This is a genomic window from Pseudomonas sp. IT-P253 (genome assembly GCF_949768125.1).
GTDB lineage: Bacteria > Pseudomonadota > Gammaproteobacteria > Pseudomonadales > Pseudomonadaceae > Aquipseudomonas.
This window is the reverse complement of the sequence record NZ_CATKPT010000008.1, coordinates 87,024-106,493: the sequence shown is the minus strand read 5'-3', so window position 1 is coordinate 106,493 and position 19,470 is coordinate 87,024. Positions and strand designations below refer to the sequence as shown.

The window sequence follows — 19,470 nt, the reverse complement described above, 5'->3', positions numbered from 1 at the left end:
GCTGAGAAACAGAGACAACTCTTAGGGGCATTCAAGACTCGTCCTACAGCCACGATTAGCCACGTTCGTTAACGTCGCACAGCCTTTTTTCATGGGCTGTCGACGTACGAACGCAAGGAAGATCCGTGGCTGGCAACAAGGAGGTCCCCAGGGTTAAAAACCCGCCGTCCGGCGACGGACATCACGTCCCTCAGCGCTTCATGACGGCCACCGAACTGGCCGAGCGGGAAGCCCGACAAAACGCCTACGACGCCATGCTCGCCAGGCAAGATGCCTTCGAGCGCGGCCGTCAGGTCCTGGCAGAAAGGCAAAAGCCCATTCAAGCCGGATGTGTCTTCGCCAAGTCCTGCAAACTGCCGGACGCCATCATTGATTACTCGAATCCTTTGGGAATGGTGCCCACCGACAGCCTCAAGGACTACGGTGAAATTGCCTGGCTCGGCGCTCGCGAAGCAGACGATTCCGGTCTGCTGAATCTGCAAACAATCAGCGGCACGACCGTTTCGCTCGGCATAGGCCGTCTTGCACTGCGCTTCCCGTCTCTGGCCATACCGGTCGCAACACTCGGCGCAGCAGGAACCACGGCATTGGCGGGCCTGGCCGCCATATTCTGGGCCCCCAGCCTGGGCGATAGCGCCCTCTACACCGAAGACCAGCTCCGAGCCCTGAAGCAAGCCCGTACACGAGTTCGACTAAGCGTCGAGCAACAGGCTGACGGCAGTCTCAAGGGTTACGGTTTTTACACCGGCAAGCACCGCGATTGGGAAATGGTCGAAGTCGTGCAGTTCTCCTTGCGCGGCAGCCAACAGGTGGCGGACCTCGGTGACGGCATTGAACTGATCTGGACGCCCGCCGAGGATGGCTCCGACATCCTCGGCATCCCCAAACTGGAAGCCGCCCCACAAGCACCGCACATCTGGGTTTACCCGCCGACGAAAGCGGCTGACGGCATCATCGTGAACCCGATTTACCCGCCTGAGTACAGGGACTTCATTCTTGTGTTTCCGGCGGGGTCGTTGGTGAAGCCGGTTTACATTGTTTTGAGTGTCCCAGGAGACCTTAAGTACCACCCCGCACCAACAGCACTTCCAGCTTTTCCTGATGTGAAACCCGCGCCATTGAAAACGTTTGTGCGTGGTGGCGGTAAAAAACGCAGGCGTTGGAAGGATTCGTCAGGAAGAATTTATGAGTGGGACTCACAACATGGCAAGGTTGAGCTGTACACCAAACAAGGAAAGCATCTTGGCGAGTACGACCCGGAGACCGGGGAGCAAACAAAACCTGCTGACCCGACAAGGAGAGTAGAAAAATGAAACATGTCATAGAAGTCTTTGACAGACAGACCGAGGAACTGCTTCTAAGCGTGGAGATACCCGGCAGCCGTCACGAGGAACTAAAAAAACTGATGAACTGGCAACAGCCGGAAGACGAATTCGATGGCTACGATTTGTCTCCAGAGCAAGTAAAGATACTCGAAGACTGGACCGAAAAATCCCTCATGGGAGAAGAACGCATCGTACAACTGATATGCACAGAATGACTTTGGGCTTCCAAGGGGTAAATTATCCACGAGAGTTAACTATTCATCCCTTGAGATTCTGGCGGAAAAATCTGAATGGCCATCTCAGTGATTCTATGGTTCCCAAGTCTCCCCGTAGGCCCCTAGCGGCTGAGTCTTATCGTGCGCCGGCATAGGGGCCTTAGCGCGGTTCTGCGTGTGCCTCTGGAAGTTGGTCCGTTTCGGTGTCTGCGAGTGCGTCTCGGTGTTACAAGTTGCGTACCAAACACTGATTCAAACCGTTGGCAAAGCCCCGCTGACCTGATAACGATGCTGCTACCTTATTCCTTGAAGGGCTGTTCGTCGGCGAACAACATCTCCCGACTTTCCCCCATCAACAGCCGTTGATTCTGCTCAGTCACCGCACGGATGTAATCCCACAACAGGGTAATCCGCTTGAGCTTCCTCAGATCCTCGCGGCAGTACATCCAGAACTGCCGGGTGATGTTGATTTCTTCCGGCAGTACCGGCAACAGCCGTGGATCCTGCGCCGCCAGGAAGCACGGGAGAATCGCCAGCGATCGACCTTGCTGCGCTGCCACGAACTGCGCGATCACGCTGGTGCTGCGCAGGTTGGCGCTGGCGCCAGGCAACACGTTTGCCAGGTACAGCAGCTCCGAGCTGAATGCCAGATCGTCGACATAACTAATGAATGAATGTTTACCCAAGTCTGCCGGGCGGCGGATGGGTGGGTGCTTGTCCAGATAATCCTGCGTCGCGTACAGCTGCAATCGGTAGTCGCAGAGTTTGCAGCAGACGTACGGGCCATGCTCCGGGCGTTCCAGGGCGATGACGATGTCTGCTTCACGCTTGGACAGGCTGATGAAGTGCGGCAGCGGCAGGATGTCCACCGAGATTGCCGGGTAGGCGTCGACGAAATGGCTCAGCTGTGGGGTGATGAAAAAACTGCCGAAGCCTTCGGTGCAGCCCATCCGCACATGGCCGGACAACGCGACGCCGGAGCCGGAAACCTGCTCGCAGGCCATGTGCAGCGTGCTTTCAATCGACTCGGCGTAGCCCAGCAGGCGTTGGCCCTCGGCGGTCAGGACGAAACCGCTGGTCCGGGATTTCTCGAACAGCAACGTGCCCAACGACGCTTCTAGTGAGCTGATGCGCCGCGACACGGTGGTGTAGTCGACCGCCAGGCGTTTGGCGGCGGTGCTGGCCTTGCGGGTGCGGGCGACTTCAAGGAAAAACTTGAGGTCATCCCAATTCAGCGAGCCTAAGGATGTGATGTTTTTTTGCATGATGGACCGGCTTTTATGTGCGTTCTTATTAGAAGTTTGCACATCTATACTCCAAAAACAGTCCGACAACCAATTCGCGACACACGACTCAACTCAAGGCGACTGTCTCGCCTTGGCTCCCAAGATAGCTCTCTAAATAAGAACAACGTCCAGGAGACCCACCATGAACGTATCGCTCACGCCAAACGAAACCACGCTGCACAAGGTCAAGCTGTTGATCGACGGCGAGTGGGTCGAGTCCCAGACCACCGAATGGCACGACATCGTCAACCCGGCCACCCAGCAAGTGCTGGCCAAGGTTCCGTTTGCCACAGCCGCCGAAGTCGACGCCGCGATCAGTGCCGCCCATCGCGCCTTCCAGACCTGGAAGCTGACGCCGATCGGCGCGCGCATGCGCATCATGCTCAAGCTTCAGGCGTTGATCCGCGAACACTCCAAGCGCATCGCCGTGGTGCTCAGCAACGAGCAGGGCAAAACCATTGCCGACGCTGAAGGCGATATCTTCCGTGGCCTGGAAGTGGTCGAACACGCCTGTTCCATTGGTAGCCTGCAAATGGGCGAATTCGCCGAAAACGTCGCGGGCGGCGTCGATACCTACACCCTGCGTCAGCCAATCGGCGTCTGCGCCGGCATCACCCCATTCAACTTCCCGGCCATGATTCCTCTGTGGATGTTTCCGATGGCCATCGCCTGCGGCAACACCTTCGTCCTCAAACCGTCCGAACAGGACCCGATGTCGACCATGCTGCTGGTGGAGCTGGCGATCGAGGCTGGCGTTCCGGCGGGCGTGCTTAACGTTGTTCATGGCGGCAAGGACGTGGTGGACGCGCTCTGCACCCACAAAGACATCAAGGCTGTTTCCTTCGTCGGTTCGACCGCCGTCGGTACACACGTCTACGACCTGGCCGGCAAACATGGCAAGCGCGTGCAATCGATGATGGGCGCGAAGAACCACGCCGTGGTGCTGCCGGATGCCAATCGCGAGCAAGCGCTGAATGCGCTGGTCGGTGCCGGTTTCGGTGCTGCGGGTCAACGCTGCATGGCCACCTCTGTCGTGGTGTTGGTGGGCGCGGCCAAGCAGTGGCTGCCGGACCTGAAAGCGCTGGCGCAGAAACTCAAGGTGAATGCCGGCAGCGAGGCCGGGACGGACGTTGGTCCGGTGATCTCGAAAAAAGCCAAGGCGCGGATTCTGGATCTGATCGAAAGCGGCATCAAGGAAGGCGCCAAACTGGAGCTGGACGGTCGCGACATCACGGTTCCAGGCTTTGAAAAAGGTAACTTTATCGGCCCGACCCTGTTCTCCGGCGTAACACCCGAGATGCAGATCTACACCCAGGAAATTTTCGGCCCGGTGCTGGTGGTGCTGGAAGTCAATACGCTCGACGAGGCCATCGCACTGGTCAACGCCAACCCGTTCGGCAATGGCACGGGCCTATTCACCCAGAGCGGTGCGGCTGCCCGCAAATTCCAGAACGAAATCGACGTCGGTCAAGTCGGCATCAACATTCCGATTCCGGTGCCGGTCCCGTTCTTCAGCTTCACCGGTTCGCGCGGTTCCAAGCTTGGCGACCTCGGTCCGTATGGCAAGCAAGTGGTGCAGTTCTACACTCAGACCAAGACGGTCACCAGTCGTTGGTTCGATGACGACAGCGTCAACGACGGTGTGAACACCACCATCAACTTGCGTTAAGGAGCCGGACATGAAAATCGCTTTTATCGGTCTCGGTAACATGGGCGCGCCGATGGCGCGCAACCTGATCAAGGCCGGCCATTCGTTGCGGCTGGTGGATTTGAACAAAGCCGTTCTGGCAGAGCTGGAACAACTGGGCGGCAGCATCAGCGCTTCGGCCCGTGAAGCCGCTCAGGGCGCAGAACTGGTGATTACCATGCTGCCGGCCGCCGTGCATGTGCGCAGCGTCTGGCTGGGTGAAGATGGCGTGCTGGCGGGGATCGCCAAAGGCGTGCCGGCAGTGGATTGCAGCACCATCGATCCGCAGACCGCCCGTGATGTTGCCGCAGCCGCTGCCAAGCAAGGCGTGGCCGTGGCCGATGCGCCAGTCTCCGGCGGTACGGGGGGCGCAGCGGCGGGAACCCTGACGTTTATGGTCGGTGCCACCCCTGAACTGTTCGCCACCCTGCAACCGGTGCTGGCACAAATGGGCCGCAACATCGTTCATTGCGGTGAAGTCGGCACCGGGCAAATCGCCAAGATCTGCAACAACCTGCTGCTGGGGATCTCCATGGTCGGCGTCAGCGAAGCCATGGCGCTGGGCGATGCCTTGGGCATCGACACGGGCGTGCTGGCCGGGATTATCAACAGCTCCACCGGGCGTTGCTGGAGTTCGGAGATGTACAACCCGTGGCCGGGCATCGTCGAAACGGCGCCAGCCTCGCGTGGCTATACCGGCGGTTTCGGTGCCGAGCTGATGCTCAAGGACCTGGGGTTGGCGACAGAAGCGGCACGTCAGGCGCACCAGCCAGTGGTGCTCGGCGCAGTGGCTCAGCAGTTGTATCAGGCGATGAGCCAGCGTGGGGAAGGTGGCAAGGACTTCTCGGCCATCATCAACAGCTATCGCAAACCCCTGTAGGAGCAGCCGGTCGCATCGATATTTACCGGGAGATCACGTCGGGTGATCTCCCGGTTTTTTGTATCAGGCGAACACGAAATACTTGCGCACGGTTTCAACCACTTCCCACGTGCCTTTCATCCCCGGCTCGATGACGAAAATATCACCCGCGCGCAGATGGATCGGTTCCTTGCCTTCTGGCGTGATGATGCAGTACCCCTCGCGGAAATCGCAGTATTCCCACTTCACGTATTCCACATACCACTTGCCCGGCGTGCAAATCCACGTGCCCATGATCTTGCTGCCGTCTTCGCTGGTGTAGGCGTTGAGGTTGACGGTGTGCGGGTCACCTTCGAGTTTTTCCCATTTGCAGGCGTCGAGCACTGGCAGTGGGTGAGTGTCGCGAAGAACGGTAATCGGTGCGGACATGATGACTCCGGGCGTTAGGGGGAACTGAAGTCGCACCCTATAGGGCTTGGTGCGGCACCAGTTGTCTGTGCTCGACATTGAGGTATCCAGAAACGCAGCGACCGTCGTCCATCCACACCAGGCCCGGTGGTGGAAATCGATGAGGGGGGTGTTGAAATTTCCTCTCGATAAACCGCCGTTTCCTGGCAGTTTGTGCGAAAGCCCCCGGCATTTTCGAACGTATTCGCAAGAACATGCACAGGTATCGCTCGTATCATTCACTTCGGAAAAGGCCGAGAGCTTTGCAATGAAAAAAACAATGTCGTGGTGGGACATCAGCCCGCCCTTGAGTGCCGCAACACCGACCTGGCCGGGTGATACGCCTTTTCAGGAAGAACGCGTCTGGACCTTCGGGCCTGAATGCCCAGTGAATGTCGGGCGGATCACGCTGTCGCCGCACACGGGCGCCCATGTCGATGCGCCGCTGCACTACAGCGCGGACGGCGCCGCCATTGGCGATGTGTCGCTGGATGTCTATATCGGGCCTTGCCGGGTGTTGCATTGCCTGGACAGTGGCCAACTGGTGCACCCTGAACACCTTGAGGGTCGTTTACATAACCTGCCCGAGCGTGTCCTGCTGCGCACCTATCGACAGGCGCCGCTGACGACCTGGGATCCGCACTTCACTGCCGTCGCCAAGGAAACCGTCGACCTGCTGGCCCGTCTCGGCGTGCGCTTGATCGGTATCGACACGCCGTCGCTGGACCCGCAGCAATCCAAGACCATGGACTCGCACAACGCGGTGGCCCGCCACGGGATGGCCATTCTCGAAGGCATCGTGCTCGATGAGGTCCCGGAAGGTGACTATGAATTGATCGCACTGCCGCTGCGCTTTGCCCATCTCGACGCCAGTCCGGTGAGGGCTATTTTGCGTCCACTGAATACAACGCAACGTCAGGAGCCTGCTCAATGAGCCAATGTCCCTATTCACCTGCCAGCCAGACCGAGGAATGGCATAACGCCGAGCTGAATTTTTCCGACGCCATGAGCTACGGCGACTATCTGGACCTGGGGCGTATTCTCAATGCCCAACACCCCTTGTCTCCAGACCACAACGAGATGCTGTTCATCATCCAGCACCAGACGTCTGAGCTGTGGATGAAGTTGATGTTGCACGAGCTTAAAGCCGCCCGCGAACACCTCCGATTGGGAGAGCTGCCGCCGGCTTTCAAGATGCTGGCGCGGGTCTCGCGGATTTTTGATCAGTTGGTGCATGCCTGGACAGTGCTGGCGACCATGACCCCGACTGAGTATCACTCGATACGACCCTTTCTGGGGCAATCGTCGGGTTTCCAGTCGTTCCAGTACCGTGAGATCGAGTTCATTCTGGGCAACAAAAGCGCGACCCTGTTGCGCCCTCACGCCCACCGTCCGGAACTGTTGCAGGAACTCGAAAAGGCGATCGCCACCCCTTCGCTGTATGACGAGGCGATTCGCTTGATGGTCAGCGCCGGTCTGCAGATCGACCCGCAGCGGTTCGAGCGTGATCCGACCAGCCCTACCGTGCACGATGCCTCCGTCGAAGCGGCCTGGCGCGAGGTCTACAAAGACCCTTCGCGTTATTGGGATCTCTATCAACTGGCCGAAAAGTTCATTGATCTGGAGGACTCGTTCCGTCAATGGCGCTTCCGGCATGTCACCACGGTTGAGCGGATCATCGGCTTCCAACCAGGCACCGGCGGCACTGAAGGTGTCGGTTACCTGCGCAAGATGCTCGATACCGTGCTGTTCCCGGAGTTGTGGCGGGTGCGTTCGACCCTCTAAGCGCTGTTGCCGTGTAGCAGCTGCCGAAGGCTGCGTTCGGCCGCGCAGCGGTCGTGAAACAGGTCCCTGCATTTCCTCAGGCAAATCGTGCTCACCGAATTGCGACCGCTGCGCGGTCGAACGCAGGCTTCGCCAGCTGCTACATACAGCACGACGCGACATCCGAAATAAGAAAGCCCCGGCATTAGTTGAATGCCGGGGCTTTTTGTTGAGCGCGGGATTATTGAGCCACGGGCAAGCGCCGGTCCCTTGCCACACGCATCCGATAGAACACGTAGATGATCAACACCCAGACCGGCATGGCGTACACCGAGGCGCGTACGCCAGGAATCATCAACATCACGCAGATGATCATGGCCATGAACGCCAGGCACAGGTAGTTACTGAAAGGAAACCAGAACGACTTGAAGCTCGGCACGATGCCTTGCTGGCCCATGATTTTGCGAAACTTCAGGTGGGTCAGGCTGATCAGCGTCCAGTTGATCATCAACGAGGCGACCACCAGTGCAAACAGCAACTCCAGCGCATCGTGCGGGGCAACGTAGTTAATCACCACACACAACATCGTGATCAACGCGGAGATGCCCAGCGCGCGTAATGGCACACCTTGTTTGTTCAGCTTCATCAGCGATTTCGGTGCGTCGCCCTGTTCCGCCAGGCCATAGAGCATGCGGCTGTTGCAGTAGACGCCGCTGTTATAGACCGAGAGCGCCGCGGTGAGCACCACGAAGTTGAGGATTTGCGCAGCCGTGTCACTGCCGATCAGCGAGAAGATCTGCACGAATGGGCTGCCGCTGTAGGCATCGCCGGACGCGCCCAGTGTCTGCAGCAGTTGATCCCACGGGTACAGCGAAAGCAGCACGGTGAGTGCGCCGACGTAGAAGATCAACACGCGATAAACCACTTGGTTGATCGCCTTGGGAATGACCTTCCTCGGCTCACTGGCCTCGGCGGCGGTGATGCCCACCAGCTCCAGGCCACCAAAGGAGAACATGATGAACGCCATCGACATCAGCAAACCGGTGGTGCCGTTGGGAAAGAAGCCACCGTGGCTCCACAGGTTCGTGACCGAGGCCTGCGGGCCGCCGGTGCCGCTGAACAGCATGTAGCAACCCAGGGCGATCATGCCCAGAATGGCCACGACCTTGATGATCGCGAACCAGAACTCCATCTCGCCGAAGATCTTGACGTTAAGCGTGTTGATCAGGTTGACCAGCACAAAGAACACCGCCGCGCTGACCCAGGTGGGAATTTCCGGCCACCAGAACTGCACGTATTTGCCGACGGCCGTCAGCTCCGCCATGCCCACCAGCACGTACAGGACCCAGTAGTTCCAACCGGACAGAAAACCGGCATAACCGCCCCAATATTTGTGGGCGAAGTGACTGAAAGAACCGGCTACCGGTTCCTCGACAATCATCTCGCCTAGCTGGCGCATGATCAGGAAGGCGATGAACCCGGCAATCGCATAACCGAGGATCATCGACGGTCCGGCCGATTTGAGCACGCCGGCGGACCCCAGGAACAGCCCGGTACCAATCGCTCCGCCCAACGCGATCAGTTGAATATGCCGATTTTTCAACCCTCGCTTGAGCTCGCCCTGTTGCAAGATTTCATCCGCCATCTCGTTCCCTTCTGGTTATTGTTGTCAGGCCTGATATGAATCGTCAGATATTACTCTCGGTGAACTTTTCGTAATACAGGTGCACGCTGTCCAGTGCCTGGGTCTGCAACCAGCTCTTGATCGATTCGACCATGGGCGGGGGGCCGCAGACGTACATATCGACCGGCGCATCGCGCAGTTCGCTGGCGTCGAAATGCTCGGCAATGTAGCCGCGCTTTCCTGTCCAGTGCGGCGATGGATCACTGACCACTTCGGTGTAGCGAAACCCTGGAATGCGTTCGGCGTAGGCTTCGATGCGTACTCGCTCGCACAGGTCGGCAGCGTCCCGCACGCCGTAGTACAGATGCACCGGTTGCGCGCATCCGCGTTCGGCCAGTTCGTCGAGCATGCCCAGCAGCGCAGAAAGCCCGGTACCGCCGGCCACCAGGATCAGCGGCTTGGCGACATGCCGCAGATAGAAGGCGCCCAGCGGTGCCTCCAGGGCGATTTGGTCGCCCACCTGGCAGCGTTCACGGATGTAGTTGCTCATCACCCCGTCGGGCAGCAGGCGAATCAGGAATTGCAGCTGATTGCTGCTGCTCGGTCGGTTGGCGAACGAGTAGGAGCGTTTGCTCTGTGTCCCCGGAATCAGCAGCCGGGCGTATTGCCCCGGCAGGAAGTCCAACTGACTTGTCATGCCGAGATCCAGATGCAGAATCGCCGTGCTGGCCGAGACCTGCGTCACTTCGGTGACGGTACCGCCGAGTTGCCCGGGACCCGAGGCGTTGCACAGGCTGGAAGCGAAGTCGAAATAAAACGCCGCGTCAGACTTCACCCGGGTCTGGCAGGTGAGCATTTTGCGTTGTTGCAGGTCTTGTTCGGAGAGGGCTTCCTCATCCACATAGTCCTGGCTGTAATCACCCGATTCGCAGCGACCCTGGCAGGTTCCGCAGACGCCTTCGCGGCAATCCAGGGGGATGTTGATGCCGTTGCGCAGGGCAGCGTCGAGCAGTATTTCATCGGGTTGTACGGGAAAGAACAGTGTTTTGCCGTCGGCAAAGCTGAATGCGACCTTGTGGTTCATGCCCCGGTCTCCATGGATTCAGAGGTGGTAGAAGTCGAGCACCGAGTTGATGGTGTCGTTGAGCAGCAGGACATGCTTGCGGGTGATCAGCCAGCTGTCGGCGTGGGGCTTGAGGCGATAGGTCGCGCGGCCGTAGAACTGCTCGGACGTGGCCAGGCGATAGAACAAGGTGTGCCAGTTCAGACGCACTTCCAGTTCACCGCCGTCGAGTTCGCTGATCCGCACGTTATTGATCAGGTGCAAGGTTCGGGGCATCGGCATCGAGGACGCGGACTTACCGGTGCGCAGGCGGAACACACGGTCCTCCAGACCTGAGCGGTTGGGGTAGTAGATCAGCGACATCTCGCGCTTGGGGTCGAGGGTGTAGACATGCTCCGAGTCCCATTGCGGCAGATGGAATTCACTGTGTTCGTCGAACAGCTTGATGTAGGCGTCCCAGTCCTGGGCGTCGCATAGTTCGGATTTGCGATAGAAGAACTGCTCGATCTGGTACTGCAATTGCGCATTCATGTTCACACCTCACGTAGCTTCAGGGATTTCGCGTCCAGGCCATCCAGCAGGAATTTCTGCCAGTTGCTGTGCTGGTTGACGTAAAGGCCTTCGTGGGTGAATTCGGTGCCGGTCATGGCCGGGGCGATGCCGATGGACTCGCTGTTAGGCGTGGCGCCGGTTGCCCACTGGTGATTGCCGCGGGAAATATCGCTCCAGCGCTCAAGACGCGCCTGGAAACCACGCTGTGCTTCGCGGAACTCCACCAGGTCATCCGGCGTGCCCAGGCCCGACACGTTGAAGAAGTCTTCGAATTGGCGAATGCGGTTTTCGCGGTCAGCGTCCGATTCGTTTTTGACCCCCAGGCACTGGCTGATGATCTCGGTCTTGTTCCACGCCACCGGGCGGATGATGCGCAGTTGCGAGCTGATCTGATCGAGGAAAAACAAGCTCGGGTAAATGTTCAGATTGCGTAGGCGATGCATCATCCATTCGGCCTTTTCCTGGCCGTGTTCTTCGACCAGCCGCGGCATGATCGTCGCGTAACCGGAGCGCACCGTCGGGTTAGGCATGTCACTGAACAACAGGCTGTGGCCGTTATCGAAGGCGAACCAGCCGTCATCGGTATTGGCGTCGCCGGCGCCGAGTTTGCTGTAGTCGAGCGTGCTGCCGCTGCTGGTGCCGTTCTCGCTGTTGACCTGCTGGCGGTGCTGCACGGTGGCCACGTAGTTATAGTGGACGGTGCTGACGTGATAGCCGTCCAGGCCGTTTTCGTTTTGCAGTTTCCAGTTGCCGTCGTAGGTGTAGGCCGACTTGCCCGGCAGCACTTCCAGTTCACCGGTCGGGGACTGGGCAACCATCATGTCGAAGAACACCTTGGCGTCGCCGAGGAAGTCTTCGAGGCTGTTATCCGCGTGCACATCCAGGCTGATAAACACAAAACCCTTGTAGCTCTCGATGCGCGCCTTTTTCAGGCCGCGTGTGGCCTTGTCGAACCCTTCCGGGTATTCGCCGGGCGCCTTGACCTTGACCAGGCGGCCGTCGCTTTTGTAGCACCAGGCGTGGAACGGGCAGGTGAAGGTCGACTGGTTGCCCTTGCCGACGCGGGTCAGGGTCGTGCCGCGATGTTGGCAGGCGTTGATCAAGGCGTTGAGCTGGCCGTCGCCGTCGCGAGTAATGATCATCGGCTGACGGCCGGCGCGCATCGTGACGAAGTCGTGGTTATTGGCCAGCTCGCTTTCGTGGCAAGCGTAGATCCAGTTCTTCTCGAAGATCAGTTCCATCTCCAGATCGAACAACTGCGGCTCGGTGAACATATCCCGGGCAATCCGGAACACGCCGTCTGCCGGACGGAAGTCCAGGCAGCCTTCAATAAATGCTTTCCACTGCTCGACGTTTTTTTCGCCACTCATGGGTCTGTACCTTTTTTATTCGGGCCTATCGGTTGTGCTCATTAGAGAGAGTGGGGCGGGTGGGGGTCTATCCGGTTTGTCGACGAAGGCAGTCCATAAAATTGGTGGGAAGATCAGCAATATTCGGCGGTGCACTGATCCTGTAGCAGCCTTCGGCAGCTGCTACGTGGAAGTGTTCGACCGTGCAATAAGGAGGTAACACCGGTGTCTCGTGCTGGGCAGCTACTACTCAGACCGTGCACCATGCGATGGACGGCTGCCCGTGTTTGCAGCATTCAGGTACTGTTTGATCGGACGTCGAGGGTATGACCCGGGCATCGAAACAGCTGCTTTATCCAGTTAGTCGGTGATTGCTATCCACTGGGTTGGCACAGCGGTTTTGTGGCTTGGAACTTGCCTTTTTCCAGTCCGATATGCGCCGTCAGAGCGCGTTGAAAAAACAGCCGTGGGTGCACCGTGATGAGTAGCAAAACTGATTCGCAGTTTCGCGACATACGTATTGATAGCTTCGACGTCGAGGGCGCGAGGAACTGGATGTCCGGTATCTGCGGGCCCCATCGACTCGTGACCACGACGCCCGAGCGGATCCGCTTTCATCACAGCGCCAATGTGTTCAAGTCAATGGCCACGACACTGGGCACCATCGAATACGGCACGGATGTTACCGTCGACATCGAAGACGCCGAGCACTTCAGCAGTTACAGCCTGAGTTTGCCTCTGGTGGGCGAGCAGGAGTTGAGCAAGAACGGCAGCGTGTTGAAATCCAACCGTGATCTAGGGGTGATCATTTCACCCAATGAAAACCAGGTGCTGGCGATCTCTGGCGATTGCCGCAAAGTCCAGGTGGTGATCACCCGCGCCGCCATGAGTGAGTCTTTGGAAGGCCTGCTGCAGCGGCCGCTGGATGCGCCGTTGCGTTTCGAGTCGGTGATGGACGCGGTCGACGGGGCGTCGGCTTCGTGGTGGCGCATGGCGCGTTACTTCATCGCCGAGCTGGAGCGCAGCAGCGAACTGTATGAACAAGTGGCCTTCACCCGTGATGTCGAAAGTTCGTTGATCAAAGGTTTGATCCTCGCCCAACCGAACAATTATTCTGAAGAACTGCGGGCCGTGTTGGGCGTGAAGCTGCCGCACTATCTGATCAGGGCCCGGCAATATATCCATGCCAACGCCCGGGAAGCCCTGCACCTGGAAGACATCGAAGCCGCGGCAGGGGTTTCGCGCTTCAAGTTGTTCGAGGCGTTCAAGAAATACTTCGCCTTGTCGCCGATGGTCTACTTGAAAAAGTACCGCTTGAGCGCTGTACGTCAGGACATTCTTGAGCACGGTTCTGCACGCAATATTTCCGAGATCGCCATGGGGTGGGGGTTTACGCACCTGGGGCGTTTTTCTGCCGAGTACCGTAAGTTGTTTGACGAATCTCCGAGCATGACCTTGCAGCGTAATGAAGCGCGGCGTATGCGGTGATGGTGTTCGCTTGAGATAGTTTTGGGGTGAGGGGACAACAGCTTCGCGAGCAGGCTCGCTCCCACAATGGATCGGCGTACCGCAGTTGTTTTTCACCACCCACAATGGCGCGGTTATCCTTACTTACGCACCACCAAATCCAGCAACTCCTCGCGCTCCTTGATCTTCTGCAGGACGATTTCCGAACGAATGTCGGTGACCCCCGCCGTGCGATTCAGCTGGTTGACGATGAAATCGGAGAAGTGCTTGAGATTGCGCGCCTGGACCCGCAACACATAGTTGCTCGCCCCGGTAATCACATAAGCAGTGACCACCTCCGGCCACAGCTGAACCTTCTTGATAAACGTCTCATGCCAGTCCTCGACATCCTGTCGCAATGACACATGGACGATAGCTTCCAGTTCGATGCCCAAGCGTTCGGCATTCAGCACCGCGCGATAGCCGGTGATGATTCCCTCACTTTCCAGCAGGCGCAAACGGCGCAGACAGGCCGACGGCGACAGGGCGACTTTCTCCGCCAGTTCCTGGTTGCTGATACGGCCATCCTGTTGCAGTTGATGCAGGATCCGCAGGTCTGTCGAGTCGAGATTCATGGCTGGTATAAATCCGCGGTTAATGGCATTTAATTCGAATTTTCTGCGAGATAATTACTATACGTCCGCTTACTTTGCACGAAAATTCTCCAAAGCTTCGTTCATTATCTCTCCACGGAAAAGGGGCCTACAACGCCTGAAAAACGCCACGACATTCAAAGAACAGGACCTTCAATGACCACAAGAAACGATTGCCTGGAGCGTGATGCTCAGGACACGCTCGCTCCACTGCGTCAGCAATTTGCACTGCCCGAAGGCGTGATCTATCTCGACGGTAACTCCCTGGGCGCGCGCCCTGTCGCCGCCTTGGCACGTGCTCAAGAGGTGATTGCCGAAGAATGGGGAAACGGCCTGATCCGCAGTTGGAACAGCGCGGGATGGCGCGATCTGTCCGAGCGTCTGGGCAATCAATTGGCGGGGCTGATTGGGGCGCGTGAGGGTGAAGTGGTGGTGACCGATACCACCTCGATCAACCTGTTCAAGGTGCTCAGCGCCGCTCTGCGGGTGCAAGCCACACGTTCGCCGACGCGGCGTGTGATTGTCACCGAAAGCAGCAACTTTCCTACCGACCTCTACATCGCCGAAGGCCTGGCTGACCTGCTGCAGCAAGGTTACACACTGCGCCTGGTCGACAGTCCCGAAGAGCTGCCGCAAGCGATTGATCAAGAGACTGCCGTGGTCATGCTCACCCACGTCAACTACAAAACCGGCTACATGCACGACATGCAGGCCCTGACCGCACTGACCCACGAATGTGGCGCGCTGGCCATTTGGGACCTGGCGCATTCCGCCGGGGCGGTGCCGGTCGACCTGCATCAGGCGCGGGCCGATTACGCCATCGGCTGCACCTACAAGTACCTCAATGGCGGCCCTGGCTCGCAAGCGTTTGTCTGGGTTTCGCCTGATCTGTGTGATTTGGTGGCGCAGCCTCTGTCCGGCTGGTTCGGGCATTCGCGACAGTTCGCCATGGAGTCTCGCTACGAGCCGAGCAGCGGCATCGCACGTTACTTGTGCGGCACCCAGCCCATCACCTCCCTGGCGATGGTCGAGTGTGGCCTGGCTATTTTTGCCCAGACCGACATGGCCAGCCTGCGCCGCAAATCCCTGGCCCTGACGGATCTGTTCATCCAGCTGGTGGAGCAGCGCTGCGCCGCTCACGAGTTGACGCTGATCACACCGCGCGAACACGCCAGACGTGGCAGCCATGTCAGCTTCGAGCATCCCGAAGGTTATGCGGTGATCCAGGCCCTGATCGCCCGTGGCGTGATCGGTGATTACCGCGAGCCGCGGATCATGCGCTTCGGCTTTACCCCGCTGTACACAACCTTCACCGAGGTCTGGGACGCCGTGCAGGTCCTCGGTGAAATTCTTGATCAGAAAACCTGGTCGCAAGCGCAATTCCAGGTCCGCCACAGCGTCACCTGATACACCCGGTCAGCGTGTCTTGCTGCTGAGGTCTTCCCGGCAGCAGGCCTTCGCTCGCCTCCCATAAAAAATTCTGTGCAAACACAATAATAAGGAGCCCGCAGAATGAAACTGTCCCTCTGGCCCGCCTTGCCGCTCGCCATGACGTCTTGTTTCGGTCAAATGGCCTATGCCGCACCCGACAATGGATTCGTCGAAGACAGCAGCCTGACCCTGACTAACCGCAACTTCTATTTCTACCGTAACAACCTCAACAATCCGGGCGGGCAGAACTATCGGGACGAATGGGCCCACGGGATCGTGCTCGATTATCGCTCCGGCTATACCCAGGGCGCTGTGGGTCTTGGGGTCGATGCCTACGCGCAACTGGGTATCAAACTCGACAGCGGCAAAGGTCGTACGGGCACCGGTTTGCTGCCGGTCGATTCCGATGGCCGCCCCGAGGATGACTATTCCGAAGCAGGCGGTGCGCTGAAAGCGCGGATCTCGAACACCGAACTCAAGTACGGCAACCTGACGCCGTACAACCCGGTATTCGGCACTGGCAATGCGCGGCTGTTCACCACACGGGCCAACGGCTTTGAGCTGACCAGCCGCGAACTGATAGGGCTACTGCTCGACGCCGGGCACTTCACTTCCGGCAACGACAGTGCCTCGACCAATAGCGATGGCGCCCTCAAGGCGTTGTATGCCGGGGTGGAAACCCGCAACGTCGATTACCTGGGCGGCCGCTATACCTTGAACGATCAGCTAAGCCTCAGCCTGTACGGTTCGCAATTCACCGATATCTGGCGGCAGTACTACGCCAATGCAAACTACACCTACGCACTGACACCCAATCAGTCGCTGAACCTGGATTTCAACATTTACCGCACCAACGATGAGGGCCAGAGCCTGGCCGGCAGAATTGACAACACCACGTGGTCGCTGTCCGGTGCCTACAAGGTCGGTGCCCATCGGTTGACCCTGGCTTACCAACGCGTCAATGGCGATGAACCGTTTGATTATCTGGGTTTCGATCAGCAACCGGGCACGTCGATTTTCCTCGCCAACTCGATTCAAGTCCTGGACTTCAATGCGCCCAACGAACGTTCCTGGCAGCTGCGTTATGACCTGGACATGGCGCCCTTCGGCGTGCCGGGCCTGAGCTTCATGTCACGTTACGTCAGTGGCGACCATATCGACGACAGCCACTACGACGGCGGTCCCAATGGCGCTTATGGGCGTTACGGCAGCGACGGCAAACAATGGGAGCGTGACATTGAAGCGCGCTACGTCGTGCAATCGGGCAAGGCCAAGGACCTGTCGGTGCGTATACGCCAGGCCAGTGTGCGTTCGACCGCTCAGGTGGCGCTCGCCGATACCACCGACAACAACGAAGTCCGGGTGATCATCGAATATCCGCTGAATATTTTCTGATCCCGACCGGTAACCCCAACGACGTGCTCTCTTCAAGAAAGACAATATTCAGAGGCTGGAACAATGACCGAAAAAACCGGTTTTGAAAGCATATCCAAACGTGAACAGGGCCTCAGGCGTCAGCTCACATCGGGTCAGATGAGCATGATCGCCATTGGTGGTGCGATCGGCACCGGGCTGTTCATGGGCAGCGCCTACGCCATCGGCTATGCCGGGCCGAGCGTGCTGCTCAGCTACGCCATCGGCGCGGTCATCACCCTGTTGTTGATGGGCTGCCTGGCAGAAATGACCGTGGCTCATTCGACCTCGGGCTCCTTCGGTGCCTATGCCGAATTCTATGTCAGCCCGTTGGCCGGGTTCCTGGTGCGCTATGCCTATTGGGCGGCGATTGTGCTGGCGGTCGGCACGGAAGTGACGGCGGTGGCAATGTACATGAAGTACTGGTTTGCCAACGTACCGGAATGGATCTGGATCGTCTCGTTCTCCAGCGTCCTGATCGTCCTCAACGCCATCAGCGTGAAGACGTTCGGCACTTTCGAATACTGGTTTTCGACCATCAAGATCGGCGCGATTGTCGGCTTCATCATCCTCGCGGTGTACGTGGTGTTCGGTTCCGGCAACCCGGAATATGGCGTGCACAACTACACGTCCCATGGCGGCTTTTTCCCCAACGGTCTGCAAGGAATGTGGGTCGCGGTGATCGTGTCGATCTTCAGCTACCTGAGCGTGGAAATGATCGCAGTAGCCGCAGGTGAGGCACAGGACCCGGAGCAAGCCGTGAAGAAGGCCTTTCGCGCGACCATCGTGCGACTGGTGGTGTTTTACCTGCTGACCCTGGCGCTGATGTTGGCGATCGTGCCGTGGGTTCAGGCCGGTCACGCTCAAAGCCCGTTCGTTACGGTTATGCAAACCATTGGTATCCCTGGCGCAACCGGCGTCATGAATTTTGTGATTCTGATCGCGGCGTTGTCGGCGATGAACAGTCAGCTCTACATCACCACGCGCATGATGTTCAGCCTGTCCCGTGGCGGCTATGCACCGAAATCCATGGGCGTATTGAGCAAGACCGGGATCCCGCTGAACGCGTTGTTGCTGTCGAGTTCGGGCATCGCCCTGGCAACCTTGCTCAACATCCTGTACCCGGAAAGTTCCTTCACCTTGATGATGGCGATCTCCATGTTCGGCGCCATTTTCACCTGGTTCATGATCTTCCTGACCCACTACTGTTTCCGTCGTTACCACGAGCGCAATGGCGAGCGGAAACTGTCGTTCCGTATGCGCCTGTTTCCCTACACGACACTGTTGGGGCTGGTGCTGATGGGCGCGGTGATGATCACCACCTACTTCACCGAAGCCTTCAAGATGACGCTGGTGTTCGGTGTGCCGTTCCTGCTGATTCTCTCGGTGGTCTATGGCCTGTTTTTCAGAAAGGCCAAACCGGCCTCACTCAGTGAGCAACGCCTGGAGCAAAGCCCTGGCATAAACGGGCAGGTCGGTAAATGAACGGGCGCATAGCAACAATTTTCGCTGGGCCCAGTCTTCCTTCAGGGCAATGCTTTTAAACGGTTGATCGCCTGCACGCCGCTGGATTGCCGCCAGCGGCACGATCGCTAGTCCTGCGCCGCGGGAGACCATCCGGATCACCCCGTCGAACCCTTGCGCACGGATGCGGATTTGCATGCGGATACCCGCGTGCAGTGCCTGTTCTTCGAGGTACACCGCCAGTGCACTATTGGCGGCCAGCCCGACGTAGTCATGCCGCAAGGTATCGCTGAACCCCGGTGTTTCGATGTCGGCCAAGGGGTGATCGCGGGGGATGATCAGCACCAACGGGTCATCGCGAAAGGGCAGGGTTTGCAGGGGGTGGGTGTCCACGGCGTCGGAGACGATGCCGAGGTCGGCAGCGCCCTGCCGCAGGGCGTGGGTGATGCGGGCGCTGGGCAATTCCTGCAGGTCGATATCGAGGTTCGGATGGGCTCGCAGAACGTCCGCGAGCAGCTCCGGAAGGTACTCGGTGATCGCTGTGGTGTTGCACAACAATCGCACTTGGCCTTTGACGCCGTTGGCGTATTCGGTCAGTTCCTGCTGCAGGTGCTCGGCTTGTTGCAGCAGCAGTCGGGCGTGTTGCGCCAGCGCTTTTCCGGCCGGCGTGGGGGTGACACCGCGACGACCGCGCGCCAGGAAATCGATGCCGAGCGAAGACTCCATGGCGCGGATTCGCGCACTCGCCGCCGCCAGGGACAGGTGGCTGCGAGCGGCGCCGGCGGTGATGTTGCCGCTGTCGAGGATGTTCAGGTAGAGGCGCAGGTCGGTCAGGTCGAAGTGCATTGTTACAGCCTCCGGATTTGTTCTGTCTGGAAGGGCGCTTTCGCGA

18 protein-coding genes are annotated in these 19,470 nt (G+C 58.7%); 10 read left to right on the top strand and 8 right to left on the bottom strand.

The window, feature by feature from the left end; all coding sequences use genetic code 11:
* Positions 1-125 precede the first annotated feature (125 nt).
* Together ACM6IR_RS04710 and ACM6IR_RS04705 are read left to right on the top strand one after the other, a co-directional pair.
* Positions 126-1,313: a colicin E3/pyocin S6 family cytotoxin gene (locus ACM6IR_RS04710; protein WP_414906607.1), complete on the top strand. Its 1,188-nt coding sequence runs from the start codon at positions 126-128 to the stop codon at positions 1,311-1,313.
* Positions 1,310-1,540 carry a hypothetical protein gene (locus ACM6IR_RS04705; protein WP_414906606.1) on the top strand — a complete coding sequence of 77 codons (231 nt, stop codon included), beginning with the start codon at positions 1,310-1,312 and terminating at the stop codon, positions 1,538-1,540. The genes ACM6IR_RS04710 and ACM6IR_RS04705 overlap by 4 nt, the downstream gene beginning before the upstream one ends.
* 299 nt (positions 1,541-1,839) lie before the next feature.
* On the opposite strand, the gene ACM6IR_RS04700 is transcribed toward ACM6IR_RS04705, so the two are convergent.
* Positions 1,840-2,805: a LysR family transcriptional regulator gene (locus ACM6IR_RS04700; protein ID WP_414906605.1), complete on the bottom strand. Its 966-nt coding sequence runs from the start codon at positions 2,803-2,805 to the stop codon at positions 1,840-1,842.
* A 163-nt stretch (positions 2,806-2,968) separates the two neighbouring features.
* Here ACM6IR_RS04700 and ACM6IR_RS04695 point away from each other — a divergent pair, with 163 nt between their 5' ends.
* Together ACM6IR_RS04695 and mmsB are read left to right on the top strand one after the other, a co-directional pair.
* A complete protein-coding gene (locus tag ACM6IR_RS04695; protein WP_414906604.1) occupies positions 2,969-4,495 on the top strand; it encodes a CoA-acylating methylmalonate-semialdehyde dehydrogenase in 1,527 nt (508 codons plus the stop codon).
* A gap of 10 nt (positions 4,496-4,505) precedes the next feature.
* Complete coding sequence (gene mmsB, locus ACM6IR_RS04690; protein ID WP_414906603.1) at positions 4,506-5,393, top strand: 3-hydroxyisobutyrate dehydrogenase; 888 nt, start codon at positions 4,506-4,508, stop codon at positions 5,391-5,393.
* Positions 5,394-5,456: 63 nt separating this feature from the next.
* Here mmsB and ACM6IR_RS04685 read toward each other — a convergent pair whose 3' ends face one another.
* Positions 5,457-5,801 carry a cupin domain-containing protein gene (locus ACM6IR_RS04685; RefSeq protein WP_008024653.1) on the bottom strand — a complete coding sequence of 115 codons (345 nt, stop codon included), beginning with the start codon at positions 5,799-5,801 and terminating at the stop codon, positions 5,457-5,459.
* Positions 5,802-6,087: 286 nt separating this feature from the next.
* On the opposite strand from ACM6IR_RS04685, the gene kynB reads away from it, so the two are divergent.
* Positions 6,088-6,753 carry an arylformamidase gene (gene kynB, locus ACM6IR_RS04680; RefSeq protein WP_414906602.1) on the top strand — a complete coding sequence of 222 codons (666 nt, stop codon included), beginning with the start codon at positions 6,088-6,090 and terminating at the stop codon, positions 6,751-6,753.
* Positions 6,750-7,604 carry a tryptophan 2,3-dioxygenase gene (gene kynA, locus ACM6IR_RS04675; protein WP_414906601.1) on the top strand — a complete coding sequence of 285 codons (855 nt, stop codon included), beginning with the start codon at positions 6,750-6,752 and terminating at the stop codon, positions 7,602-7,604. The genes kynB and kynA overlap by 4 nt, the downstream gene beginning before the upstream one ends.
* 220 nt (positions 7,605-7,824) lie before the next feature.
* Here kynA and ACM6IR_RS04670 read toward each other — a convergent pair whose 3' ends face one another.
* From ACM6IR_RS04670 to antA, 4 genes are read right to left on the bottom strand one after another with little or no spacing between them, the layout of a single operon-like run.
* Entirely contained in the window at positions 7,825-9,228 is a 1,404-nt protein-coding gene (locus ACM6IR_RS04670; RefSeq protein WP_414906600.1) for an amino acid permease, read from the bottom strand.
* Positions 9,229-9,271: 43 nt separating this feature from the next.
* Positions 9,272-10,291, bottom strand: coding sequence for an anthranilate 1,2-dioxygenase electron transfer component AntC (gene antC, locus ACM6IR_RS04665; RefSeq protein WP_414906599.1), 1,020 nt, complete (start codon positions 10,289-10,291; stop codon positions 9,272-9,274).
* Between the two features lie 18 nt (positions 10,292-10,309).
* Entirely contained in the window at positions 10,310-10,801 is a 492-nt protein-coding gene (antB, locus tag ACM6IR_RS04660) for an anthranilate 1,2-dioxygenase small subunit (RefSeq protein WP_414906598.1), read from the bottom strand.
* A gap of 2 nt (positions 10,802-10,803) precedes the next feature.
* Entirely contained in the window at positions 10,804-12,192 is a 1,389-nt protein-coding gene (gene antA / locus ACM6IR_RS04655) for an anthranilate 1,2-dioxygenase large subunit (protein ID WP_414906597.1), read from the bottom strand.
* Between the two features lie 459 nt (positions 12,193-12,651).
* Between antA and ACM6IR_RS04650 the strand changes: the two genes are divergently transcribed.
* Entirely contained in the window at positions 12,652-13,659 is a 1,008-nt protein-coding gene (locus ACM6IR_RS04650; RefSeq protein ID WP_414906596.1) for a helix-turn-helix domain-containing protein, read from the top strand.
* Between the two features lie 119 nt (positions 13,660-13,778).
* Here ACM6IR_RS04650 and ACM6IR_RS04645 read toward each other — a convergent pair whose 3' ends face one another.
* Positions 13,779-14,252, bottom strand: a complete 474-nt coding sequence (locus ACM6IR_RS04645) for an Lrp/AsnC family transcriptional regulator (RefSeq protein ID WP_201114996.1) — start codon at positions 14,250-14,252, stop codon at positions 13,779-13,781.
* A gap of 174 nt (positions 14,253-14,426) precedes the next feature.
* Here ACM6IR_RS04645 and kynU point away from each other — a divergent pair, with 174 nt between their 5' ends.
* The 3 genes from kynU (at position 14,427) to ACM6IR_RS04630 (ending at position 18,599) form a co-directional block, all read left to right on the top strand.
* Positions 14,427-15,677 carry a kynureninase gene (kynU, locus tag ACM6IR_RS04640; RefSeq protein ID WP_414906595.1) on the top strand — a complete coding sequence of 417 codons (1,251 nt, stop codon included), beginning with the start codon at positions 14,427-14,429 and terminating at the stop codon, positions 15,675-15,677.
* A 105-nt stretch (positions 15,678-15,782) separates the two neighbouring features.
* Positions 15,783-17,096 (top strand): OprD family porin, encoded by a 1,314-nt coding sequence (locus ACM6IR_RS04635; RefSeq protein WP_414906594.1) that lies wholly within the window; start codon positions 15,783-15,785, stop codon positions 17,094-17,096.
* A 63-nt stretch (positions 17,097-17,159) separates the two neighbouring features.
* The gene (locus tag ACM6IR_RS04630; RefSeq protein WP_414906593.1) at positions 17,160-18,599 is read left to right on the top strand and encodes an amino acid permease; all 1,440 of its coding nucleotides are present in this window, start codon (positions 17,160-17,162) and stop codon (positions 18,597-18,599) included.
* Here ACM6IR_RS04630 and ACM6IR_RS04625 read toward each other — a convergent pair.
* A complete protein-coding gene (locus tag ACM6IR_RS04625; protein WP_414906592.1) occupies positions 18,540-19,424 on the bottom strand; it encodes a LysR substrate-binding domain-containing protein in 885 nt (294 codons plus the stop codon). The two genes, ACM6IR_RS04630 and ACM6IR_RS04625, sit on opposite strands and share 60 nt — an antisense overlap.
* Positions 19,425-19,470 lie beyond the last annotated feature (46 nt).